We start from the raw sequence: 23,581 nt of genomic DNA on the forward strand, positions 1-23,581 counted from the left end.
CTTTAACGCAAAAAACCTCAATTTTCATTGAGGTTTTCGTGATCCCGCTGGGATTTACACCTAGTGCTAAAATCAGCGTTTTTACAATATCTGGTGGCTTTTACTATTCGACTCCCCGAATAACGCACCTTTTTGTCTGTATTTTTTAGTTGCAATTACTACAGTTTAGAAGCGGCAACCCCACGCGCTATACATTTATTTATAAGCTTCTGTTTATTTGTGTGTTCTAGGTCTGGCTTTGATTTAATTGATCAGATTAGCTTAATAGCCTTTTGTGCAACTAATGGAGCTAAATGAGAAAATTTTATTCTCTGACTAAGAGTGTTTGTAACAAGTTGAGCATTGGCTAAGGTATGCTGTAAATACCTGAAATGTATAAAAAACCAATAGGAAGAAGGACAACAACGACAATCCCAAGGTTATATTTGAAAATATAGTATTTTAGCATATACATCTATGCGTGCTGGTTATTAAATCAGATTCGCTTCTAATTTGCAACTAATGAAAATTAAAGAAAAATTTCCATTGCTCTTTGAATCAACTCAGCATAAGGATAGACTCATATGGGATGAAACATTTAACTACAACGAGAATGCAGCTGATCTCTGTTGCGCTCTTTTTGATTTTGAAATTGCCGATAATCAAACTTCAATTGACCTTGCACAAAAAAAGGCATTACTGATCCTAACAGAAGTAAATTCATTAAAGGGGCAAACTCAAGCTGAACAAGAAATTCTGTTTTTTGATTACCTTAAATTCTATGTTTGTACAGGCATGCTGAGGTTTTTGACAGGAAAAAAAATATTTCCCTATTGTTTTAATTGGTTATGTCGCTCTGCATCTGAAGAGATTGCAGCCGAGGGCAAATGTAATTTTTGCCTTGATTTTATAAGCATATGTTTAAGTACAGACCAAAAGTATATCAAAAACAGATTTTTGGATTTATTGCCTACTTGGGTACGGTGTCTTTTTTACTATTCTAATCATACCGGAGGACACAAAGAAATGGCCAAATGGTTTATGGAAGAATACCTTGAGCATTATCTTAAACTATGTGCATATCATAAAGATACTGAAAAACTATATTCATTGCTGTTTATTGCACCATGGCTTTACAAGTTTCACTTTAACCAAGCGCTGGAAAAGCTATCCGATATTCTAAGTGAAAACGTAACGGCATGTTCAGATAGAAAGATAAAAAAAGCTATTTTTCTTCATTTTGCAATCGCTGATAAATCTATGGGTGGAAGAACGCGAAATGAATGGTACCAAGCTTTAATACCCGCCTTTGCGAAAGAGCTGACCGCTACCGAAAATCTCCAGTTGGTATCATCGAGATACAGCCGGGACCTGGAGCTACTCAAAGCCCATCTATCCGAATTAACTGAGGTTGTTAAAAAAGTTGCTAAAGAACGAAAAAAACAAGGAGACCTCGATGAATACCATACCTCAAGGATATTTAGCGTTCTAGAAAGAACGCTCGTTAATCTCATAAAATCAGGACAGACAAAGCAGGCAACAGCACTAATTGGTGCCTACTTTGGAATCAGCGCAGAGGAGCTAATTCGTTTAAATATTCTATATATCATCAGCAGCGTTGAGGATTCTGTTATTTTCTCCAGTGCTGGTCATACTATTTTTGCCCCGATTAGCAATCAGGGAAGTATCAAGGAACTTGTCGCGACACAAAACGATTTCCTGCGCACCAATCACCAACTTCATGATGTGCTCGATTTCGAACTTGAGGAGCATAGGCGCTTTGGTGAACCGGATGAACATGCCGCAATAATACACTACCAGGCGCTACGGTCACATTTTACGGTTCAAAGGATATTTGAGTTGCCGGATTTAGAAGCGCTGGGTGGCATTCATATTTTGGATAATGCCCAGTGGCCCCTGCAGGCACTGATTTGTAAAGAAACCGGCATTGCCTTACCAATCGTACATAGTTTCAGGGTGCCCTATCCTCAACGTGAAATCAAATCAGTTTATTTCTGGGAAGGTGACAACCAACTCGCCAGATATGAGGCTGATGCGATGAAACATTATTTTACATCCGCAGGTATAGAAGTTACCCATCACCACTTCGAAGAGAATACTAAAAAAGACTTTCTTCATAATTATCACTCAAGCGCTTATGATCTGATATATGTAATCTCGCACGGAGAATTCAGGCACTTTGAAGCCCATAAATCATTTTTAAGTCTTGGATCAGATATTAAGATTTCAGCCGATGAACTTATATACAAGGACGACACTGGAATGCGGCGCTTACTCTTACTTGCCGGATGCGACACCGCAACCGTCAATATGGGAAATCACCCTGACGCGCTTGGTATTGGCCCTAAACTCGTCAACCCTAATCAATCCCTTTTTGGACATGAATGGCCAATCCGGGACATATCAGGCTTGATTTATGGCTCATTGATTTCTTCATTGCTTGCAAAAAAACTTCCTTACCAATGCGTCTATAAAGAAGCCATGCATTTATATCTTAGCGGACATGAGGCCGTCGTTAAATATCTTGCTGATACAGGCATTCCTCAGGAATCGTTAAACAGAATCGAAAATCAAGTAATAGTACACGAGAATTTCTTCTGCTGGGCATCGCTCACTTATTTTATTTAACAGATTTATCGATAAACGATTAAGAATAAAGGCTTTGTGTTTTTTCAATGACTCAATAATGTTCTTCTTTAAGCCATCAAATCATTAATTGAATGGATGTCAGAATTACGGGTAAAGGAGTCATATTTATAGATTTGTTCATTTTCTGGTGCAATTAACTAAACGGTTTTTTATCCCATTTCTATTAACACTATATTACGCTTAAATAAAATCTAGTTACCTAGCATCTCAAATCCATGACTGATAAAAGCCAATTTCTTCATTATCTGACTAACACAGAGCGTTCTAATGGCAAAAACTACAAATCCTCAACGATCAAAACCTATGTAGACTCGATTACATTAATTACCGCTGATCTGAACAACCACCTCATTTCCGAAATTGATTCCCTTTACAACATTCATGACGTGAAGGAATTAAAACATCTGTTTGATAATTTATATAGCATTCCTCAAATCCAAAAAGAAGAAGTCATTCAAAGAAAACGAAAAACAAATGCATTTAGAAGATATATTGAGTTCAGGGAAACGATTCAGAAATTTGGTTTAACTCAAAATCAGCCTGACTTACAGGAGGTTGAACAGTCAAGGACCGAAGGCGGAAAAAAAGTAGTTATATCTCTTCGCTCAGAAAGAGATGGCCGCTTACGAAGTCAAGCCCTTATTCTCCATGGCACAACCTGTTTTGGCTGTGAGTTCAATTTTAAAAAAGTTTATGGTGATCTTGGTGAAGGTTTCATTGAAATTCATCACTTACAATTGCTTTGTGGTAACTTAGCGCAAGTGATAACAGATCCAAGAACAGATCTGATCCCGCTTTGTTCCAACTGCCACAGAATGGTTCATAGAAAAAAGGGATATGTGCTCTCACTTGCTGAACTAAAAGCGGTTATTAATTTGCAGAGTAGTGACAAATTACCTGATGTGGAAAGCAAAGAATTGGTCTGAGGTTTATATTACCATAGCTAAACTATATGAATCCAGTTTAGTACTTACAAGACTGCCTGGAAAACAACGTTGAGAATAATCAAATTCTTACTGAAAACATCTGACAAAAAAATTCCGACAGTAGAAAAAAATCTTAGATTAGCAAAAAACATTAACCTCCGCTCTCATATTCAAAACAGAATTAGTTGATCCCAATGTGGGAAACTTCATTGAATCAATCCGTGATATCAGATATTCTTTTGAAGTTGCCGATCTTATCGACAACAGCATCACTGCTGGGGCAAGCCAAATCCAGATTTATCTCGCACCACAACCACAACAAATCAGATTTGCAATGCTGGATAATGGACAGGGAATGGCAGAAACCAAACTCAAAGAAGTCATGCGCCATGCTGCAACAAACCCGAAAGATTTCAGGGAGAAAAATGATTTGGGTAGGTTTGGCTTGGGACTGAAAACCGCTTCTTTTTCACAGTGCCGAAAGCTGACGGTAGTATCCTAAGCACAATAACATTTTATCCAGCAGACAGTGGGATCTGGATTATATTGCCAATGCAGATAAGTGGTTGCTTAAAATACCAGATGATATTTCAGATTTACATTTACTGGATGAACTTCAGGGCATGGAGAATGGAACACTGGTTTGCTGGGATACTGTCGACAGAACTGAAAAATCTGAGATAACAACAATAATAGACAAGATTCGGAAACACCTGGCTCTGGTTTTTCATCGTTTTTTAGAAGGCGTGAACCGAAAGGTTTTAAGGATAGCGATCAATAATAATCCTATAGCATCCTTTGATCCCTTCGACCTCAACCATCCCGCCACCCAGCAATTGCCAATATAGCGAGTTAGTGCAAATTTTGACACCCCCGTAAAAGCAAAAACCCCTACAAACTATCGTTTGCAGGGGTTTGTACGTTTTGATACTGAATCTTGTGATCCCGCTGGGATTTGCACCTAGTGCAAAAATCAACGCTTAAATAGTATTTGGGGCTGTTTTGTAATTCTACTCATTGAATTACTCACTATTTTTTTAATACGTTTTAGCTGCAATTGCTATAGTGTAAATATAATCATTCTCTTTAACAATTAAAAGTAATTTGGATTACTAATTATTAGGCGGTTCGACTCAGGCACTGGGTCCCGGACGCGAAGCAAGCCAAATTGTTGTTTTTTCATAATTATTTCATTCGATCATCCTTAAGTACTTGATTTAGTGATAATATAGCAAAATTATACATGAAATCCAACATTAACCTGGCTTCTGCGAGACTCATTTTTTGGTCGTATCTTTTGAGTATTCGTACTGCTTTTTCTGGCGTAATGTTTCTTTTTTCGGGATTGATTTTGATCATAGGCACCTGTTTTTAGATGCAATAATCAATAGATTGGATTTTGAAAAACAGGGAGTTTTATACCGACTCCCTTAAGTTTATCTTAGTTGAAATTGATTTGAAATAAATACTCGTGTGGTTTCTTAAGAATTTCTATAGAACTAAAATTGAGAACGTTGCATATCTAGTAGATTTTTTAAAGCAATCTTTCGAATTCTTTCATACATATTATTAAACATGCTCAATCCCATATACAACGTAACTTTTCCATTTATTCTATCGCTCTCAGGATACATTAATTTATCATCTATTTCATATGCTGCAAGTGCTTTGTCGTTTTTCTCTCTCAAAAAGGATATTGCTCCTTCCACCTCATTAATTGACTTGTTGAAGAAAAACCTTTCTTCCGAAAAATGTTCCTTAGTAAGCATGTGCTTTAATAGAGCGTCACCACTTAAGGAAAAATTGGGGTTTAGCCGAATAGATAATGGGGTTGCAACAACATCCATTATACGATGATCAGCAAAACTACCATACTGATCAAAGTCTTCGGTATATCCAGTTAATTCCAAGTAGCAGAAACGTTCAAAATCAGGGTTATTTAATTTAATAGCCAGACCAATACATAAAGAAAGACCAATTGAAAGTGCTTGATTTCTATCGGAAAGCACCACAATGGCATCAGCTAGTTGACTGGCTAGTATGTTATTACTCGAGAGCTTTATTTGTAATGATTCAAACCATTTTGAAATTTCAATTACTTCTCTGCCGGTGGCATCCGAACTAGAAGAGCCTTGTCTCAAATAGACTTTGCCAATTTCTATACCCTTCATCTTTATGGGAGATGACAGAGGCTCAGTATGGGCATGAACAGGGATTTCGATAACACCAAAAGTAAGACCTTGATAAACATAAGAATATGATTTGAATTTGGGACGAGGGAAGATTTTATCTTTGACCTTTTGTTGTAAAATGGCATCATCCGGAAAACCAGTAATACCTGTTAGTTCAATTTTTCCCTGGTTTTCAGCTATGCCGAAGATTATATAAGCAGATTCTTCTCTTATCGTATTGGAGAAACTGAGAATATCTTTTACAAGCTTAGCATCTTCATGTTCCTTGTTTCCGGCAAAATCAAAGCATCTCTCTTTAAAATCAAGTATGCTACTCTCGGGGCTTCTTGTTAGTGTTTCAAATAATTTATCGTTCATTTTATTGATAGGGAGATATAGGCAATTTATTTCTGACTATTTAGGAATGTCTCAACACGAAATAATTCGTCTTGCACATCGTGCTTAAAATTGCGGATATAGTCCGAATACTCGGAAGGTGCTCCTTTTACTGGTCTTCTCCGCTTTACGTTCTTATATCCTTCAGCCTGTTTCCATCCGGTCTGCTCTAAATTATGCCTGTAATTTCCCATTACATATACAGCGGTCTTACCACCTTCTAATCGGTATTCTTCTTCCCTCAAATCCTCTAATTCGTTGAAGTATCTTTCATCTTTACTATGGCTCTCTATCTTTGCTAATACTTTTTTAAGCCTTTCTAATTTTTCTCCGGTCATTGTAATTGCGTTTGATTTATATAAAGGTAAGAATTCAAGATGATAGTATTTGAAAGGGGTTCGCATATGGAAACGCGCCCAAATCAACGTTATTCTTGATTTTTTCTAGCTTTTTAAATTTCCATCCCAGGAATTGTATCGTTTTAAAACCAGCCTCATGGCTATCCATGATTGATTTCATTGTTAATGGTTATGCACATCCAACTCGATAAATGATTAAATTTGTTAATCAGCAACGCTCAAACAAAATGGCAAAAGGCAAACAAAAAAGCACTTCCAGAACTACAGAAGAAATACAGGAATCTGGCAACATATTACTCGACACTGTGCTAGAAAGTATCAGAGCAAAATATCAAGACCTAAAGATTAATAAAACTTCCGAGGAACACCAAAAAGATCGTGGAGTGGATTTTCAAATTGAACTCATCGGTAAGCCAAACGAGAATACACTGGATATGTTCAAATTGCAGGTCAAAGCAACTGATGAGCCTGTAAAGCCACTGAAAACCACCACCAACAAGGGGCTTATTTCTTTTCAGATTGATAACCGGCATATCCGCTATTATCAGCAGGAAATGCCTTGGGCGTTACTGTTTATCCTTTGTGACAATTCAACAAAAACCGTGTATTGGCATGCCATTCAACTGGATGATTCTCTGGAGGAACGTCTCAATGAATCAATAGCCAAAAAAAAGGAATCCATACAGATCTTTATTGATCCCAAAAATATTCTTGAACCGAACAGTTTTCTAGCTTTTATCAGGGATGCGGAAGAGTCAAAGACATTGCAGTTTTTTAGAGTCTCCGAAGAAAATGAAAATGCACTGACTGCTGGTACCGACTTTCAGGTAGACCAGAGCAAACCGCTTTTGGAGCAATTGTTTACCTTGTTGGAATACCTGTTTGAGGAAGTGCAATACCTTCCAATGCATCTGCTGAGCCAATACCACCCATTCAAGGTTTCAGAGGCTCAAACATCTTTCTATCAGCAGTTCAAGCTCTATACTGAAAATGATGACCTTGTGGCGATGCTTGACACGTTTAAAGTGCAACCTGATGGAACGATCAACTTCATCGATTCTTCCTATATTCAGGATGTTGATGATTATGAAAAAAAAGCGATAGCAATACTGGCAAAACTTAGCCAAAATCACATTTATGCAATCATATCTCAAAAGTCAAGGAAAGAAGTTTCGACTCGTTACTTTACGCATGGTAACTGTAATTGCGTAGCCTGTTGCCATAACAGGCTGGACATCCCGGAGACCATTAAAAAACTGCAGGAGCCAAAAGACAAATCTCTGGATGATCGGATGAAGACTGCTTATATGCATTATGAGCTGGGCAACTATCTAAGTGCTGCTGAATCCTTTCAGAACATTGGTAGTCAGGCAATAAAGGAAAACAAAAAGACCTTGTTCCTGATCACTCAGTTTAACTTGATCAGACTAGGAAGGCTAATCAAAAACAATTATTACGATTACGAAACGATTGAGTACGGAAAAACATTAATGGATATTAATATGGATAGGGCTGTCTATTCCGCCTGAAACAGAAGCCATCACCGCAAGCTCTTCAATTACATTAAAGAGGTCCGCTTTTACTCTGACAGTGCCTATGAAGTCCAGACTGCAATGTCAAAACTGAGAAGTGAATACCAGAGTTTTGTCAGAGGAGGGAGTTTCAACACCCATACCTATGACCAATTGCTCAATGGGTTTGCCCAACTGAGTTCCTTCATTGGTGGAAATCGGATCGTTTATGATCGTTTTGGTGAATTCAGCCTTCAGATGGATGAATTCACTGAGGGCATATTTATTGCTCTAGCACTTCGAGAGACCAATAGTTACGTGATTTCTGCCTTTAATGACTACCATATCCAGCGCCTGATCTTCGATGGGGAGCATAAAATTACTTGGCGTTATTTTAACAAATACCTTTTTAAATCAATTCCCTATAGAGAAAATGATGGAAAGTTCTTTGGCATGATTAGTAATTTGTTAATACATCATCACTTGGTTAATGACGCATATAAAGCTTATTCACCAAACGAAGGTTCGTATTGGCGCAATCGTTACCCGGAAATCTTTGCCAATTGTTTATGTCTTGCAGCGATGATTGAGATGAAGGATAGCCGAGCAGAAACAATCAGTAGGGAAATCATGGACTGCTATGCCAAGGCGGATTTACCAAACCCAGATGCTTATATCCAGGTCAACAGCTTTTTTAGTAGTAAACGCAGTCAGCTTTCAACAGTTCTGTTGACAGAACTCATCATATTTTTCCTACAATTTAAAGACATGTACCTTGAAAAACGGCTGGGAATTTTTACCGCAGAATTGAAAACTAGGAAACTAACCATCAGCCTTCCCGCCCCACAACGAAAACAACTGTTCAAATACGCATTTGGAGAAGATAGAGATGATTTGCGTTACTTTAATACTCTGGCTTTTTTTCATCCGGTAGCTGATAACTCTCTTAAAAAAGAAATAGAGAAAAGCATTACGGCACAGCTTCGTACTAAATTTGATTCTTATCACTATTACTACGCGGTAATCACCAATACGTTACCTTTCCAGGGATCAGAATTCTTAGATAAATTCATAGAAGCCACATACCCAGATCCCACTAAGTATTCCTTTAGAAATACATTTTACGGTCCTCAGGATAATGAATATCCATTGTTTGATATGTTTTTTAACCTATGTTTCAAATTTGGGCTACAACCAAGAGAAATTACTGAAAAAAAAATGGAAGGCTTTGGGGACTACTACGATTGGCTACTTAACCTTGGTGAATTTGATTACAGCAAGTTTAAAATAACCTGGCTGGGTCTGTATCCAACAAAATTCTATTTGAAGGAATTTGCAAAACCACTGGCCTTAAGAAAAATCATAGAAAAATACCTCCGGAACAACCGGGATCTTCAGGTGGAACGTCTGTATTTTGACATTTATAATCCTCAGATTGAAGAAGTGGAAGCAGACTTTGAGTGAAATGAAAATAGTTGCTCATATCTGTGCTCCGAAAGTATTTCGGAGCACAGGTTTAAAAAACTTATTTCGGCTGATAGAAGTCAAGATCAGCAGATACATTTATAAGATCGTAATCTTTGGTCAGTTTTTGCAGCTGATTTTGGTCTTCCAAAATGAAAAAAGTTGAAAGAAAAATCTCCCCTTTGTTATTGGGTCTGTCAGTTGTGTATACTTTATATACTTCGTTCTGGTACTTAAAATAAATTTCTCGTAAGCTGGTCAATTTTTTTATGCCACCAAGATTTTCAATTTGTGTGAAAATCGCTCGTAGTTGCTTGTTTAACAATTTGGGATGAAAACTTTCATTATGAAATGATTTTGTTGTTGGATGGGCTTTTACCATCTCAGCAAAGTGTCGGTTGGTTATGTGAACAATACTAAATTCGTTTATAACAATCTGTTTCCCATTTAGAGTAAACGTTAAATCGGCGACATTAAAAGTTTCAAAAACCTCTTTTGCGGATAAATAAATAAACTTGTTCTGAAGTACTGTGGACATCTTTTTGGCATCATAAATCCTACGTCCGCCGAATTGAAAATTAGACTGGTATTCGCTGCTACCCTTTTGTACCTGATCTATTTCATACTCGTATTCACGGATAATTTCTAACACCAGTTTATCCTTTGTGCTCTTGTCTGCAAGTTTTTGCTCCCAATTGCTTGCTTCGTTTTTTAGATGTAATAGACTTGAAGTAGCTTCATCAATACCGATTTGCCGAATCTCGGTTCCAAATGGTCTGTAATATGCCGAACCTCCAGTCAGATCGCGGAAATAGATAAGATATGTGAATTTAAAATTGTAATGGGCGCATACTGTGGCTACATCAAATGGTGGAAGATCACCTTGTGCGGTTTTCAGGAATGAGCAAATAAAATCCTTCTCAATTTCGGAAAGTATCTCAACATCCGCAGTTCTTTGCAAAAGGTCGGTGAGGATATTCTGTAAACGAAGATGCTCGGCCTCTTCATGCGTCCAGTCTGGTTTAAGTTCTTGTTGTGTATATTTTCCTATCATAATAATTCGATATTTTGCAAAGATACCTATACCCGAGTAACAACATTCTTAATTTTGAACTACATTTTCAAAAAATCACAATAGAAAGCAATAAGTCGCTCTGTATGCGATTTTGTCAGAAAAGTATTGTTGAGATCATGAAAATAGCTTACTGTTTTTTTAGGAAGTAATAGTACTTCCAATACTTTTGCCAATGTTAAAACATTTCGAAAAACTCAAAATCATCATATCCAAAAATGAATTTTACCGTGTTCATCGTAAACTCATTGTAGAAACTAATGAAATTTGAAAACTGATCTATTTTCGGCAATAGATTAAGATAGCCGTTCTGATCTTTTATTAAATCGAAATGCCTTTGGAAAACATCTTTTGCCTGAAGTTGACGATCACCGACAATAAAACCATAATCGAACACATAGTACCAAATTGAATTACCATCAACAAAAATACTGGTGAAGAATTCGGGATTAAATCCTGCTTTAAGTATTCCTAAATTATCTTTTCTCCAAGAGTAAGTGTCCTTTTCTTTTGGAGGGCTATATAATTTAGTCGTTCAAGTTGTGTTATACAAATCGAAATATTTCGGGAATATTTTCATGATCCCAATTTTTTCGCAGCCCGTTTTTGGCGATTAAAGCTGTTTCCACAACTGTCATTACAGAAGGTCTGACGGATTGTACCATGAAGCAATTTTTCTTAGTAAGTGCAGGTTTTGACTTCTCCTTAAGATTGTAGCTCATAGATAAGATTTTGATATACTGGTGCCTGAAATTCTCGGGTGGCCCTAACGGGCATAAGGCGTTTGACAAGATAAGGATTAGGGGACTAATCCTTTGATAATACCTGTTTTACAATGTTTAAATACCGGCTACGTTTTAAATCTTTAGATGCGTCTGTAAGTATTGAACGATACGCTTTATCTACAATATCATGTGTAGAATCTAAATAATCTGCGGCATTCATTGCACCGTGTTCGCTAATGTACCAATGCTCGTTGATCAATTCCTCTAAAATAGCAATGGATTTTTTTGATAGAAAAACCCTGGCAACGCTCATCTGTTCTCGGACTGCACTTAGTGCGTCTGCGGCCTTTTCTCCTTCTTTTTTGTAGTATGTACTCTGGGGATATGTTTCATCATACACAGAACCGGGTTGCTGAAAATAGTCCTTTCTATCGCTTAACGAATCTCTCCAGTTTCCAAGATTTTTTAATATTTCAAAATAATATTTTTCTCGCTCAGACCATTTCCCTTGAGCGGCAAGAATAATGCGCACCAAGAATATAGTGCTGAGGATCAACAATACTGAAATCCCGTAGTGGTTAGCTAGCGCTATTCCTTTTTCTAATAGTTCGATCATGGTTTGTCTGTAGAAGAATAACCCAGTATTTTTTGAATTATCTTTTCAAAAGCAGGTTTGATACCCGTGATAAAATTGGAAATGGTTAGTCCGATTAACCCGATGATTCCGATTGCGTCTGAAAAACTCTGTTTGATTTGTGGGAAAAGATTTAATGTTTTATAGATTCCGTAAATCAAAAACAAGAGTAATAGATTATAAAGTATTCCTGCAATAATATTGGTTCGTTTGGCAAATTTCGTTTCAAACTCTAATAATGCATCATAGTGATCAGTATCTACTATTTCTCTGGATAGAATAATTGAATTGTATGCGTTGATAAAACATAGTGCAATAAAATCATTTCCCTGTTCAAAAATTGCTGATTCCTTGGTTATTTCCATGTAAGCCTCGTCTTGTAACGGCTTTGAAACAGCTGTTTTTTTAGTCAGGTTTAAAAATGATATAATCACTGCGGCAATATTACTTTTGCTGTAGTAGTTTTCTTTGATAATGTTTTCAAATGTTATAGTTGTGTTATTCCTCGTTCTGATATCAATAATTTTTTCAATCCAGTTTTTGTCATAGCTGAATTTGATAACACCAACTATAATCGAAAAGATCAAATAATCATTGTGGACAAAAGGAGAAATTGAATCTCTTGTAGGTGTACGCCTACTGATTGCCTGGTAATGGATATCAAAGACATTAACTGAATCTGTTGAAATTGCTTCAATAATCCCATAATATATTTTGTCAATTTCATTTAGATCTTGGGGAGAATGAATCTGCTGATGAGACAATAGGTTGCTAAACGCAGTTAAAACACTATTCCCAGCTATGGATTGTAGGTAGAGTGAGCGATTTTCTAAAGAAACCATTTTTTTCGTTTTAGACTGTAATTCAAATGATCCGCATCCCATCCAGTAACATTTCGCATCTTACTCAATAGCTTGGATATCAAGTTGGAATAAAGCATTGTCGCCGGCTGTTCACCGGGCAAGAAATTCCGCCATGAAAGGTAGGTAAAGGAAAATATTTGTTGAACGATATAGGCCAAATCATAGTAAAGCAGGTCGTCCAACTCATTATTGTTATAGTTGCCTTGCGGTGTTCTAATCTTAATTTGAACCGGTGTACTCATTCCTTGTCTAGCTGTTTTAAGTTCTTTTGGACCGAACATTTGAACCACACAGGTTTCAGAATCTAAAAAGAAGTTGCTAGCCCTATTTGGAATGTACGCCCCTTTACCGGAAAGGCCCGGCTGGCTTGGTTCGAATAGCAGATGTGGGTGGGATTTGCTTATCGTCACGAAGGCGAATTTTATTTTGTACTTGGTGTTGTTTTTGATGAATTGACTGATGACGTCAAACTCAGTGTTCTTTATTGGTTTAAATATATGAAAGATCAAGCGAACAGTGTCGCCCTCAGACCAACCTTGTTCTTTTTCTAAACGGTTGAAAGAATAGCTAAGGCTTGACAATAGTTCATCAAAATATTTTTCGAACGGAACATCCTTTACTTTGTCGCCCAAAAGATATTGGCCATCACTGGAAAGAAAAGTAGTGATTCCGACTACTTTGGATTGCTCTGCGCCTTTGAACTGGTTTTTTCTCATCCAACTATGGCCAATACCAATGATGATTTCCCGATCAACTGATTTTTGAGAAGGTAGTACCCAAGGCGTACCACCCAATTTTGCATAGATCTGTAAGGCAATTGAGTTTAGAATATATTCGTTATAAGTTTTTACGTTATGTGTAAGTACATACTGCACCGGGATTTCCAGTGAGAGCAGTTTGGCTTTCAATTTAAAATAAGGATTGTCACTGTCGGCAAGGCGTTTAAACTCTATCGGAATTTCAATGATGGCTAAATCGGGTTTAGCTTCATCCCACTCTCTTATAATTCTTAAGTATTCTTCAAGATCGAAAGTACTTAGCTGATTGATATTGTAATTGAGTTCTGTAAGTTCATATTTTTTAAGCAGGCCTTTCTTAAAAAAGTTGGAAGTACTAATGCCATCCTTGAGACTGGCTAAGAAATCAGTAAAATATCCTCTGTTTTCTCTATGGCAAATACATAAAACTGTTGGTGACTTGGTATCAAAACTAATGCTGTCGTATGGGCCAAAGTTGGTCAAGCCCATGTCTGGACTTGTACTATTTGTCTTTGTACCTGCCGGATCAAAAATAAAAGTCGGAGTTTTTAAAGCAAAAGTGTTGCTGATCGTTATGGGCACTTCTTGTACCGTAAAACAGAAACCATCGCTATTCTCAAAAAGAATCTTTGCACCATCTAATCGGCCTGTAAACAAATGTTTGGCAGTGCTATTAATTTCTGCATACAAATTTTTTGTGTTGTATATCTCACTTCGTTTACTTTCGATTGCATTCAGGACACGCAAAGAGTCTTCGGGGCTGGTGGCAAAATCTAGGTAGTTGGCAATGTTAAATTTTGTTTTTCTTATAAACAGTTCATTTAGCGGAAAAAGTACCTCACCTTCATTAGTTTTAACTTTTGCTGACTCGCCATGGATTTCAGAGAGCGTTCCAATAAATTCTTCACTAGGAGCAAGGATGTTATCCATCCCTGGCATGATTTCACAATGCAATACTTCTATACCTGTCAAGTCATATCCTTCCGCTAATAAGTCTGCACAGCTTTTGTTAAAAATCCAGTTCCTTTTTATGTTGATTACGAAACCGAATTGTTTTTGCCCATTTATAGTGGCAAGCCTCAACTGAACTTCGATGAGTTTTTTGTATGCAATTTTCCCTTGCAGATTCTCCGGTAGTAGGTCGTGGATTAAATCATCGGTGTTTTTGCTAGAGAAAAACCTGAATGGATAAAAGTCAACTGGCGTAAAGGATACGAACCGCTGTTTAAAAGTCCTGAAAAAAATGTGTTTAATTAATGAGGACGTAATTGTATGGTCGGTAAACACATCTCTTGTTACATTTTCTCCTATGTCTATAGTGCTGTCGTCTCCGGAGTTAGAGATATAAATATCATCCCCGTTGCGGAAAAAGGAATGCGTTCGATTATGGTTTCTTCTAAGTTCTTGTAACGCTTCGTCAGAATAGGTAGTTTTTGAAATCTGAAATTTTTCAAAATCAAATGATATCGGGAAAAAATTGAGTTGCATCGTTAATTTGTGATTTGGTTAAACCCAAAAATACTTGATTTTCAGTCTTTCCCCAAAAAACTTTATGCACAAGAAACTAATATAATATCCTATTAGACTCGGGAGCTATTTTACTGTGTAGTTCAATAAAGTTGGTTCTTTTTCATTTTTGGTGAAGGGTTAACACAGACTTTTATAAATGATTTCAGTAGTAAAAGTAAATATTTGTAGATAGGGATATAACTTTAAGGACTTTATCTTTTAGTTTTTTTACCAAAAGTGACGAAGAACCAAGTTTCTCCGACATATACGACATTGCAACTTAAAATTCAGACTTACATGGTGGTTGTTTTGCTAATAAAAGAACTAACCTGATTCGTTTGTCGTAAATATCGCTTAATTTCTTATAATATTAAGTTTACATAATGGTTTAAATTATCAATATATTTAAAAATTAGCACTAAACACGATCAATTTATGCGCAATCTAGCCATTTTTTTAACCCGTCTACAGACTTTCAACCTTCGCATCATCACCAAGTCTGAATTGAAAAGTCCGATAAATGAAGACAAGGAGAAACAGGCTTACAGCCTTGCACACGAAACACATTACTATGATTCGTTCACTTATAAGAGTGAAATCAGGGTATTAAAAGATATGGCTTTAATTGACCTGCTATCCCTTAACGAAGTCAGCTTAAAAAGAGAATTTGAACAGCTCAAAAAATTAAAGGAAAGGTTTAAACTAATATGGACAAATTTCCACCAACATTACGGTGAGCTTAGAGCCGAATATCCCAGCAACTTCATATTTTCGATTCAACTCGATTATTTGTTTATCGTTAACAACCTGCAATCAGACTACAAGGATATTTATATAGGTGATGAGTTTGTAGAAAGTCTGCACGATACTTTGAAAATCAGGGACAAGTTCTTAAGTGAACTGATAAGCGAAGTAGATGAAATTCTAAATCCCCGTGAAACCTTCGAGGAATGGATGGCCAAACAGAAGAGCCCGCAACAAGTTGAGGATGCCACGCCTGAGCAATCCCCAAAAATCCCATATAATCCCGATGCGGGTCGGCCAAAATTCAATCATCAGTATATAGATGACTTTTTGCAAATCCTAAGGACTTATTTTTCAGAGGAACATTTCAACCAACTTGCCGCACTGATAAAATCGGACGAACAACCTGCAAGCCAGATGATCTTCAACGGAAACAGTAATAAGCTTGCTGATGCTTTTAAGCAGCTTTATGAAGCAAACCTGATTGTTGGCTGCAATAAAGCGGAACTCGAAAAATGGATTCTAAAACACTTCTTATATAGCAATGGAGATAAAGTAAACGAATACTCGGAAGGCTGGCTAAGTGCGATTATATCTTCCGATACCAAGATTTGCAAATCACCAATTTTAGAGGTAAGGATGAAAGATAAAGTTCCTTTTCTGGTTCCAACAGTCCGAAACAAAAAAAACAGTAAATATTAGTAGGGAAACGGTAAGGATGCGGTTTAACGTATTGTAACCCTACAAAACAAGCCACTAATATTGCGGTATCAAAACAAAAGATACCGCTTATGAAGTACACATTTGAAGAACTACCGCAGGCCATTAGTACACTGCACGAAAAGGTAGACCGCATTAAAGATCTGCTGCTGGAAAACAAGTCGCAAAATCCCCAACGTCCCCGAGAAGATTTATTGACTATTGGGCAGGCTGCCGAATTTCTCAACCTGTCTGTACCCACGCTTTACACCAAAGTGAGCCGGAAGGAAATCCCCGTGAACAAGCGGGGCAAAAGACTTTATTTCTCCATGGTGGAACTATCAGATTGGGTAAGATCGGGCAGAAAGAAAACCACTGAAGAAATCCGGCAGGGAACCATCCATTCAGCCACGGACGGCATCATACCACCACCAACATAGCTATATATCCCTATTGCTAAGTAGATATGAATGCATATAACAACATGCAGATATATCAATGTAAAAACGGTTTTATGTGTAACAAAAACCACTGGCGCATCATGTTAATTCGGGACAGTCCGAAGACTTGTAGCGCTTTCAGGGGTGCGGTCATTAGCGGTAGAAAGGTGGTTCAGGCAGTCAGTCCCCTTTTCGGGGCTGAGCAAGCGGAAGTTGGGCAGAGCCCTACTTGCTTGCCCTTACGCTATCGCTACAGGGGTTTAAAGTAGCTTCCAGAGCTACTTTGGGGCTTTGCAAGCCATTTAGGAACCATAAACGGTATACTTTCAGGTATACCAATTAGCTAACTAAGCAGATAAGCAGTTAGCAAGCTAATTAGCTATATGATTAGCCGGCTAATCAGCAAATTAAAACATCAGAGAGGAGCGCAATTTATGAAAATGGACATCATCACAATGGAAGACCTCCGCCAGTTCAAAACAGAACTGTTGCAGGAAATGAAAGGCATCATCGGTCAAGGGACGGAAAGCCAGCAAAACGGCGAATGGCTAAGGAGCGCACAGGTGCGAAAAATGCTGAACATATCGCCAGGTACTTTACAGAACCTGCGCATCAATGGAGCATTACCATACCGCAAAATTGGGGGTACAATGTATTACAACAAGTTACAAATAGAAAAAATATTGAAAGGAGAATAACATGAAGAACTATCTTAATATACAACACCATGCCCTGAGTGGATATTTTGAACGGGTGGCAATGGAAAGCCGATTTTATGCGAGCCACATCAGCCTGCTGATGGCATTGTTCTACTACAGCGATAGCGATGCACCCGAAAAAACCTTTCAGGTCAGCAGGCCAAAGCTGATGCGGTTCTCCCGTATCAGATCTATCGCCACCTACCATAAGAACATCAAAGACCTTGTAGAATTTGGCTACATAGAATACAATCCTTCATGGCACCCGCAAAGAGGTACTCAAGTAAGATTTATTATCGAAATACCAAACCATCCTTAAACATTCAGGATATGGAGGATATCAATACAAAATCGGTGCGCTACCCTGTAGCCACCGATATAAAACTGGAAAAGATTGCCCTCAAGCTGGGCAGGACAAAAAAAACGACCGTCATACAAATGGTAGAGTATTTCTACCGGAGCAAGAAAGACCCCTTAGACCTGAATGACGAACTGCTGAAAAAAGAGCTGGTCAACGGAAACAACCGAATTATTGGCTTTTTTAAAACGCAGGAAAAAGACTTCCTGTTGCCTATCTTCAGCGATTCGGGTAGACTGGTCACCATAGCAAAACAACACACACTGTACATTAAGGATATTGGCAAGTATATGGCGCAGGATCTTGAAAATACGAAAAAGCTTGCAGAGGGTATGACAGCATTACAACGTGGTATTGCCAGAACACAGACCCATCTGGAAGACAAAGCGTTGCTGAAATTACGCTTTAGCAAGATACTTGAATATTACATCACACAAAGGGAATCGCTAGGCTGGACTACGGCCAACATTAAAAAAGAGGAACTGCAAGCCCATGTCAGGCAATCACTGGAAAATCTATAGCTTATGTTCATCAACATCACCACATCAGAAACTGGAGACAACAAGGGTAGCAGCGGTGCGCTGGTCAATTATCTTGAAAAAGAGAACCAGATGCAGATTGAAAAAGGCAAAGGTCTGGAACTGGAAAATTGGTTTAACGGTACTGGCAACGAAATCGGCAGGCAGGAAGTCAGGATGAAGATAGACGGCAACATTGCCAAACTTGGACGCAGCGACAGTAAATTTTTTCTAATCAACATCAGTCCGAGCCAAAAAGAACTGGCATTCCTTTACGAGAAATACGGCAAGGAAGGTACAAAGGAAAAACTAAAGGAGTTTGCGATAAAGGTAATGGATGAGTATGCCAAAAACTTCAAAAGACCAGGCATTAACACTCATAAAGATTTGCTCTGGTATGGAAAGCACGAAAACTACCGTTATTACAAACATACAGACAAGGAAGTAAAGGATGGAACACGGCAAAAGGGCGAGCGCAAAGAAGGAAGACAGGATCATATTCAGATCATCGTCAGCCGTAAGGACATTACGAACAGGATTAAGCTTAGTCCGCAAAATACATCTAAGGGAAAGAATAAGGAGCATTCCGCTAAGCTTGGGGAATTTAATCGTACTGCCTTTAAACAATCGGGAGAAAGCGTGTTTGATGCTTTGTTTGATTTTGACAGGGGACTGAAAGATACCCTTGCCTATGCCAACACGATGCAAAATGGGGCGGTTGCACAGAAAAAACAGATGAATTTATTGGAAAACACCCATAACCTAAAGGCTGACCAGACCATTATTAACGATTTGGGGAAAAGCGTTGCTGAAGGAGTGTTTGAAAGTGTCGGTGAAATGATTTCTACAACTGGAAAGATAGGCGCTGGCCTGCTAAATCTACTGATGGAGCCTGTTTACATAGCACCCCAAAACAATGCATTTGAACCTCCTAGACGTAAGAAAAAAAAGAAAGGTATAGATCAAAGTCAAGGCATACAACGATGAAATCAAATATAATTTTGGTATTAACAGATCCCAAGACCTAGAAAATAACTACGATAAATTACCAGTATCTCACCGTTTTTTGAGAAATAATTTCATATTGACAAAGGCGCTGAATATTTCGACTGTTGGTAATGGATCTGAAAACTCCAATCAATCACTCTGCAAATCGTATTATTTCATATAGACATAATCTAAAAATCACATCCATTTAATGTAACATCTCTTATCTTAGCAGATTAAATAAATTCGTAATGCAGAAGGAATTTGCAAAAAATGTAGTCGATGTCTTGAGAGACGATCAGACAATTATTGGACTGGCGGGTGCTGGTTCATGGCTTACCGACGAAATTGACAAGTGGTCGGACCTCGATCTGGTAGTAGTCACCAGAGAGAATTTAAATGCTGACAAATCAAAGATGCTTGCCTATGCCGAACGCTTTGGAAGTTTGCTTTCAGCATTTACGGGGGAACATGTTGGAGAAAAGCGGCTTTTAATTTGTTTGTACGATGATCCGCTTCTACATGTAGATATAAAATTTGTCACGCTAAATGAATTTCATGATCGGATTGAAAATCCAGTCATATTATTAGACCGCGATAACCAATTGAAGAGTGTAATTGATAATACCAATCCTGAATTTCCAAGACCGGACTTTCAATGGATTGAGGATAGATTTTGGACTTGGATTCACTATGGTTTATTAAAGATAGGCAGAGGTGAGTATTTTGAAGCGCTTGATTTTATGGGTTTTTTACGCATGGTAGTTTTTGGGCCGTTATTACATATTAAGAACAATAATTTACCTAGGGGTGTACGCAAGGTTGAAACATCATTAGATCCTTTGGATTTTGAATCTCTACAGGGGACGTTATGCGCCAATAACAAGGAATCACTTTTGCAATCTGTTGAAAATGCTATAAATCTCTACAGTAATTTAAGAACCAATTTATTCAAAGACAATATTTCTCCTAATAAAGCAGAAAGTGCTGTAATCTCGTATTTCCAAAACTTAAAAGATAATTTATAGAATGGTGCGGGGCGTTAGTCCTGCATCACTAATTATTCATTTGACTTTTTAGCAACAATCAATTCATGGCACTCTCTTGAATCATACCAGTTTCAAGCAGTCTAAGATATTAGGTACTATCAATATTCCCTAGTTATTTGGCAATCCTCTGGGGCTGAAAATCTATTATAAAGTTCTGTATGTGACCTCTTAAAACATATATCTTATGTGCGATTCTCATAAACTCATTCCATAAATCTAATCAAAATTCTAGTTTTGATGATGAGTTTTTGATAATTTAAAGCACGAAAAACAGCTAGCTAAGAGGTAGCGAACAAAAATTAAATTACAATTTACGTATTAACAACTCAGCGTAGTAGATGAATTACTTATTTTTTAAAAGCTCATTTTTTTCACGCTCACTAGCGAGCAACCGCTCATAAAGACTTTTGTTTTCCTCAACAACTTCCATCAATTTATCAAGAGGGTTAAATGTACAATGATTATTAACATTGAATGTACTATTGTCGTAAGAAGAATTGATATTGTTGATTAGGGATTCTTCATTAAAGTTTTTTATTCCCTCTGGTGACACTCCTAAAACTTTAGCGATTTTTTCCAGTGTTGCATCTTCTACCTCTTCGCTTTGCTCTATCTTAGAAATCGTCTGCTGGCTTACGCCAAGTTCAATAGCAAGATAATCCTGTTTGATACCACGTATTTCCCTAATACGGCTGATCTTTCTGCCGATGTGCACTTTGTTAGATTTTGTAGGCGTTTCCATAAAGCAAATATAATAAATTCCTAAGATAGTAATGAACCAATGTATTGTAGTAAGATACCAGCTTTAGTGGTAGGTTACGGTATTACTGTGCCTCATTTTTGATCTCAGAAATCAAAAATGTCACGATTATGGAAACACAATTCTCGCAATCTGGTCAGTTCCAGAAAGAAAACTTTTCAGCCTTTATTAAGGAGCTGGTTCAAAAATTCAAGCCCGAGCAACTCTATAGCTTTGGTAAAAACATTGATTTTAAAGTCAATGACGGTTGTTTTATAGAGAACCACAGTAGAGAAGACTATCATTATTTTTTATTGATGGTGACCGAAATCGTTACCAGAATTGAACATGACGTACAAGACTTTGCCAATAATCATTATCCCTTCGGCAAGGTCACCATATTGGCTCATGGGCAAGAAACCATTGCAGCGGCAATAAAGGCAAATAATAGGTTCTTCATCACCGTTTACAACGATGGCCACATTCTTTATAGTCGAGATGGTATGGTGCAGCGCACTCATAGCATAAATTTTATACCCACCCAGGGAGCGGTAAAAGCCCAAAAACATTATAACCACCGCTTTCCATTGGCAACAGGTTTTTTAAAAAGTGCAAAAGAATGCCTGACGAACCAACATCACAATCTAAGTGCATTTATGGCGCATCAGGTAGTAGAACAATGCTGTATTGTTTTGATAAGGGTTCACTTGGCTTACCGCTCTGATATACACAACCTATATAGACAGCTTCGGATGTGCGATAGTTTTTCTTCGGCACCATCAAGGCTATTCTTATCGGGCAGTGAAGAGGACAAACGGCTCTTTGATATCATGGTAAAAAGTTATTCCGCTGCACGTTACAAGGATGACTTTAAGGTTGAACAAGCCGATGCAGAGCAAATTTTCACCCGTGTTTCAACCTTTTTGAAGCTTACCGAGATTATGTGCGGCGACAAGATAAATTCCCTTGCAACTGTGGCGGAATCTTACATACGATTAAAAAAAGAAAGCGAGGTGGTTTATGGCGGATAAAACTATTCCATCAATGAACTTCTTTCATTTGCCTTTTACGCCAAATACAAGAATACTTACAGAAAATACACTGAACCAATATTCAGAGATCAGAAAACCGAAAAGGGGTTATTTCCCCATTAAAATCAGAAAAATATCTTTCAGCAATGAACTGCTTGTAATAGGTGTAATTCTGGATAAAGAGCCTGAAGAACTAGTTTATATCAAAGTCACCACATCCAAACTATTGGTGAGCTGCAGCGTTGATACCCATGAAAACTATTTGAGCCGATACGCTTATTTTTCGCTTAACCAACTGATGTACTATCATACTGAATACGATTTCGAGGACTATTATTGGCCGGGATTCTTTGATCAGGAAACAGGGGAATCTAAGTATCTGATGATCCATAAGTCAAAGGACAGTTTACATGTATCATCAAAAGTGAGGTATAAAGGCTTATATAAACCTGGAAAACAACTTCCTAATATATCTGCAAATATAATTGAGCTACGAAAAGCAGTTCCCTCAATTCAGGAACAGCCACCGAGTGAGACCCACATCGTATTGAGTTTCTGCTTGGCAGACACTAACAATGAAAGATACCGAACTAACCATTACCCTTTTCTAATTCCTTGTATAGGTATATTGAACAAAGGCAAAACGGGAGTTAGGAGCTTTAAAACATACGTACTTAATGAAATGCACCTTTCGGAAATTGATCTTACGGACGAACAGCAAAGCCTCGTTGAGATTTGCTTCGACATGAAAAAAATAGCCTTAGTTGCTAACCCGGAATATAAAGAAGACGCTCATAGTCTAGCTGAAAAACGGAAACAGAACCAATATAATTTCAATCAGCTTTTTGAGCTATGGCAAAAGGCGCTCCCTTTACTTTCAGGAAGGCTGTATACACACTACAGTTATACGTATGGAATGCGTAATGTAAAGAGCAAACCGATAAGATCGTATATGACGCCATGCGAATTTAATAATGAAACACCAGAAATCTGCTTTCTATGGAAAGATAAGGGCGATTATTATAAACTGGAGCTTCGATTAATGCTTCTAGGAAAAATACATCCGCTACAATATTACTTCAATACCGCTTTCTTTGCTATGCTGAGCTACAGCCCGAGAAAATATGTGCTATTGAACTCTGTTGTAGATAGCGAACTGCTTACTTATTTTCAGCAAAGCCAATTTCAGCTCTTAGTACTAAAGAAACACTATGACGGTGATTTTAAAGATTTTGTAGATCAACTAAGGATGGGATATAGGTTTATTAATAAATGAAAAGG

22 protein-coding genes are annotated in these 23,581 nt (G+C 37.6%); 15 read left to right on the forward strand and 7 right to left on the reverse strand.

Features of this window, described 5'->3' with window-relative positions:
- Window positions 1-501 precede the first annotated feature (501 nt).
- From HDE68_RS23605 to HDE68_RS23620, 4 genes are all read left to right on the forward strand, one after another.
- Complete coding sequence (locus HDE68_RS23605; protein WP_183884701.1) at window positions 502-2,628, forward strand: CHAT domain-containing protein; 2,127 nt, start codon at window positions 502-504, stop codon at window positions 2,626-2,628.
- A 236-nt stretch (window positions 2,629-2,864) separates the two neighbouring features.
- Window positions 2,865-3,575: an HNH endonuclease gene (locus HDE68_RS23610; RefSeq protein WP_183884702.1), complete on the forward strand. Its 711-nt coding sequence runs from the start codon at window positions 2,865-2,867 to the stop codon at window positions 3,573-3,575.
- A gap of 196 nt (window positions 3,576-3,771) precedes the next feature.
- A complete protein-coding gene (locus HDE68_RS23615) occupies window positions 3,772-4,077 on the forward strand; it encodes an ATP-binding protein (RefSeq protein WP_183884703.1) in 306 nt (101 codons plus the stop codon).
- A gap of 64 nt (window positions 4,078-4,141) precedes the next feature.
- Window positions 4,142-4,423, forward strand: coding sequence for a hypothetical protein (locus HDE68_RS23620; RefSeq protein WP_183884704.1), 282 nt, complete (start codon window positions 4,142-4,144; stop codon window positions 4,421-4,423).
- Window positions 4,424-5,074: 651 nt separating this feature from the next.
- On the opposite strand, the gene HDE68_RS23625 is transcribed toward HDE68_RS23620, so the two are convergent.
- Together HDE68_RS23625 and HDE68_RS23630 are read right to left on the reverse strand one after the other, a co-directional pair.
- A complete protein-coding gene (locus HDE68_RS23625) occupies window positions 5,075-6,124 on the reverse strand; it encodes a helix-turn-helix domain-containing protein (protein WP_183884705.1) in 1,050 nt (349 codons plus the stop codon).
- A gap of 26 nt (window positions 6,125-6,150) precedes the next feature.
- A complete protein-coding gene (locus HDE68_RS23630) occupies window positions 6,151-6,480 on the reverse strand; it encodes a hypothetical protein (protein ID WP_183884706.1) in 330 nt (109 codons plus the stop codon).
- A gap of 248 nt (window positions 6,481-6,728) precedes the next feature.
- On the opposite strand from HDE68_RS23630, the gene HDE68_RS23635 reads away from it, so the two are divergent.
- Complete coding sequence (locus HDE68_RS23635; protein ID WP_183884707.1) at window positions 6,729-8,030, forward strand: DUF4365 domain-containing protein; 1,302 nt, start codon at window positions 6,729-6,731, stop codon at window positions 8,028-8,030.
- Window positions 8,031-8,114: 84 nt separating this feature from the next.
- Window positions 8,115-9,476: a hypothetical protein gene (locus HDE68_RS23640; RefSeq protein ID WP_183884708.1), complete on the forward strand. Its 1,362-nt coding sequence runs from the start codon at window positions 8,115-8,117 to the stop codon at window positions 9,474-9,476.
- 61 nt (window positions 9,477-9,537) lie between these two features.
- Here the strand turns inward: HDE68_RS23640 and HDE68_RS23645 are convergent, their stop codons facing one another.
- From HDE68_RS23645 to HDE68_RS23660, 4 genes are all read right to left on the reverse strand, one after another.
- Window positions 9,538-10,530, reverse strand: a complete 993-nt coding sequence (locus HDE68_RS23645; protein ID WP_183884709.1) for a hypothetical protein — start codon at window positions 10,528-10,530, stop codon at window positions 9,538-9,540.
- An 825-nt stretch (window positions 10,531-11,355) separates the two neighbouring features.
- Window positions 11,356-11,889 carry a hypothetical protein gene (locus HDE68_RS23650; protein ID WP_183884710.1) on the reverse strand — a complete coding sequence of 178 codons (534 nt, stop codon included), beginning with the start codon at window positions 11,887-11,889 and terminating at the stop codon, window positions 11,356-11,358.
- A complete protein-coding gene (locus HDE68_RS23655) occupies window positions 11,886-12,749 on the reverse strand; it encodes a hypothetical protein (protein ID WP_183884711.1) in 864 nt (287 codons plus the stop codon). Before HDE68_RS23655 ends, HDE68_RS23650 begins: the two co-directional genes overlap by 4 nt.
- Window positions 12,737-15,016, reverse strand: a complete 2,280-nt coding sequence (locus tag HDE68_RS23660; RefSeq protein ID WP_183884713.1) for a Piwi domain-containing protein — start codon at window positions 15,014-15,016, stop codon at window positions 12,737-12,739. Before HDE68_RS23660 ends, HDE68_RS23655 begins: the two co-directional genes overlap by 13 nt.
- 456 nt (window positions 15,017-15,472) lie before the next feature.
- On the opposite strand from HDE68_RS23660, the gene HDE68_RS23665 reads away from it, so the two are divergent.
- The 7 genes from HDE68_RS23665 to HDE68_RS23695 all read left to right on the forward strand — a co-directional run bounded on the left by HDE68_RS23665 (window position 15,473) and on the right by HDE68_RS23695 (window position 20,509).
- Window positions 15,473-16,483 (forward strand): hypothetical protein, encoded by a 1,011-nt coding sequence (locus HDE68_RS23665; protein ID WP_183884715.1) that lies wholly within the window; start codon window positions 15,473-15,475, stop codon window positions 16,481-16,483.
- Between the two features lie 89 nt (window positions 16,484-16,572).
- A complete protein-coding gene (locus HDE68_RS23670) occupies window positions 16,573-16,920 on the forward strand; it encodes a helix-turn-helix domain-containing protein (RefSeq protein WP_183884716.1) in 348 nt (115 codons plus the stop codon).
- A 434-nt stretch (window positions 16,921-17,354) separates the two neighbouring features.
- On the forward strand, window positions 17,355-17,618 hold the full coding sequence (locus HDE68_RS23675; RefSeq protein WP_183884718.1) for a helix-turn-helix domain-containing protein: 264 nt from the start codon (window positions 17,355-17,357) through the stop codon (window positions 17,616-17,618).
- Between the two features lie 61 nt (window positions 17,619-17,679).
- Window positions 17,680-17,937, forward strand: coding sequence for a hypothetical protein (locus tag HDE68_RS23680; protein ID WP_183884720.1), 258 nt, complete (start codon window positions 17,680-17,682; stop codon window positions 17,935-17,937).
- A gap of 11 nt (window positions 17,938-17,948) precedes the next feature.
- The gene (locus HDE68_RS23685) at window positions 17,949-18,497 is read left to right on the forward strand and encodes a BfmA/BtgA family mobilization protein (RefSeq protein WP_183884722.1); all 549 of its coding nucleotides are present in this window, start codon (window positions 17,949-17,951) and stop codon (window positions 18,495-18,497) included.
- A 3-nt stretch (window positions 18,498-18,500) separates the two neighbouring features.
- Window positions 18,501-19,481 carry a DUF5712 family protein gene (locus tag HDE68_RS23690; protein WP_183884724.1) on the forward strand — a complete coding sequence of 327 codons (981 nt, stop codon included), beginning with the start codon at window positions 18,501-18,503 and terminating at the stop codon, window positions 19,479-19,481.
- 251 nt (window positions 19,482-19,732) lie between these two features.
- Entirely contained in the window at window positions 19,733-20,509 is a 777-nt protein-coding gene (locus HDE68_RS23695; RefSeq protein WP_183884726.1) for an aminoglycoside 6-adenylyltransferase, read from the forward strand.
- A gap of 364 nt (window positions 20,510-20,873) precedes the next feature.
- Here HDE68_RS23695 and HDE68_RS23700 read toward each other — a convergent pair whose 3' ends face one another.
- Complete coding sequence (locus HDE68_RS23700; protein ID WP_183884728.1) at window positions 20,874-21,272, reverse strand: helix-turn-helix domain-containing protein; 399 nt, start codon at window positions 21,270-21,272, stop codon at window positions 20,874-20,876.
- A 128-nt stretch (window positions 21,273-21,400) separates the two neighbouring features.
- Between HDE68_RS23700 and HDE68_RS23705 the strand changes: the two genes are divergently transcribed.
- Together HDE68_RS23705 and HDE68_RS23710 are read left to right on the forward strand one after the other, a co-directional pair.
- Complete coding sequence (locus HDE68_RS23705) at window positions 21,401-22,300, forward strand: HEPN domain-containing protein (RefSeq protein WP_183884730.1); 900 nt, start codon at window positions 21,401-21,403, stop codon at window positions 22,298-22,300.
- A gap of 13 nt (window positions 22,301-22,313) precedes the next feature.
- Window positions 22,314-23,576, forward strand: coding sequence for a hypothetical protein (locus HDE68_RS23710; RefSeq protein ID WP_183884732.1), 1,263 nt, complete (start codon window positions 22,314-22,316; stop codon window positions 23,574-23,576).
- The last annotated feature ends 5 nt before the right edge of the window (window positions 23,577-23,581 follow it).

Origin of the sequence: Pedobacter cryoconitis (assembly GCF_014200605.1) — a bacterium.
GTDB lineage: Bacteria > Bacteroidota > Bacteroidia > Sphingobacteriales > Sphingobacteriaceae > Pedobacter > Pedobacter cryoconitis_B.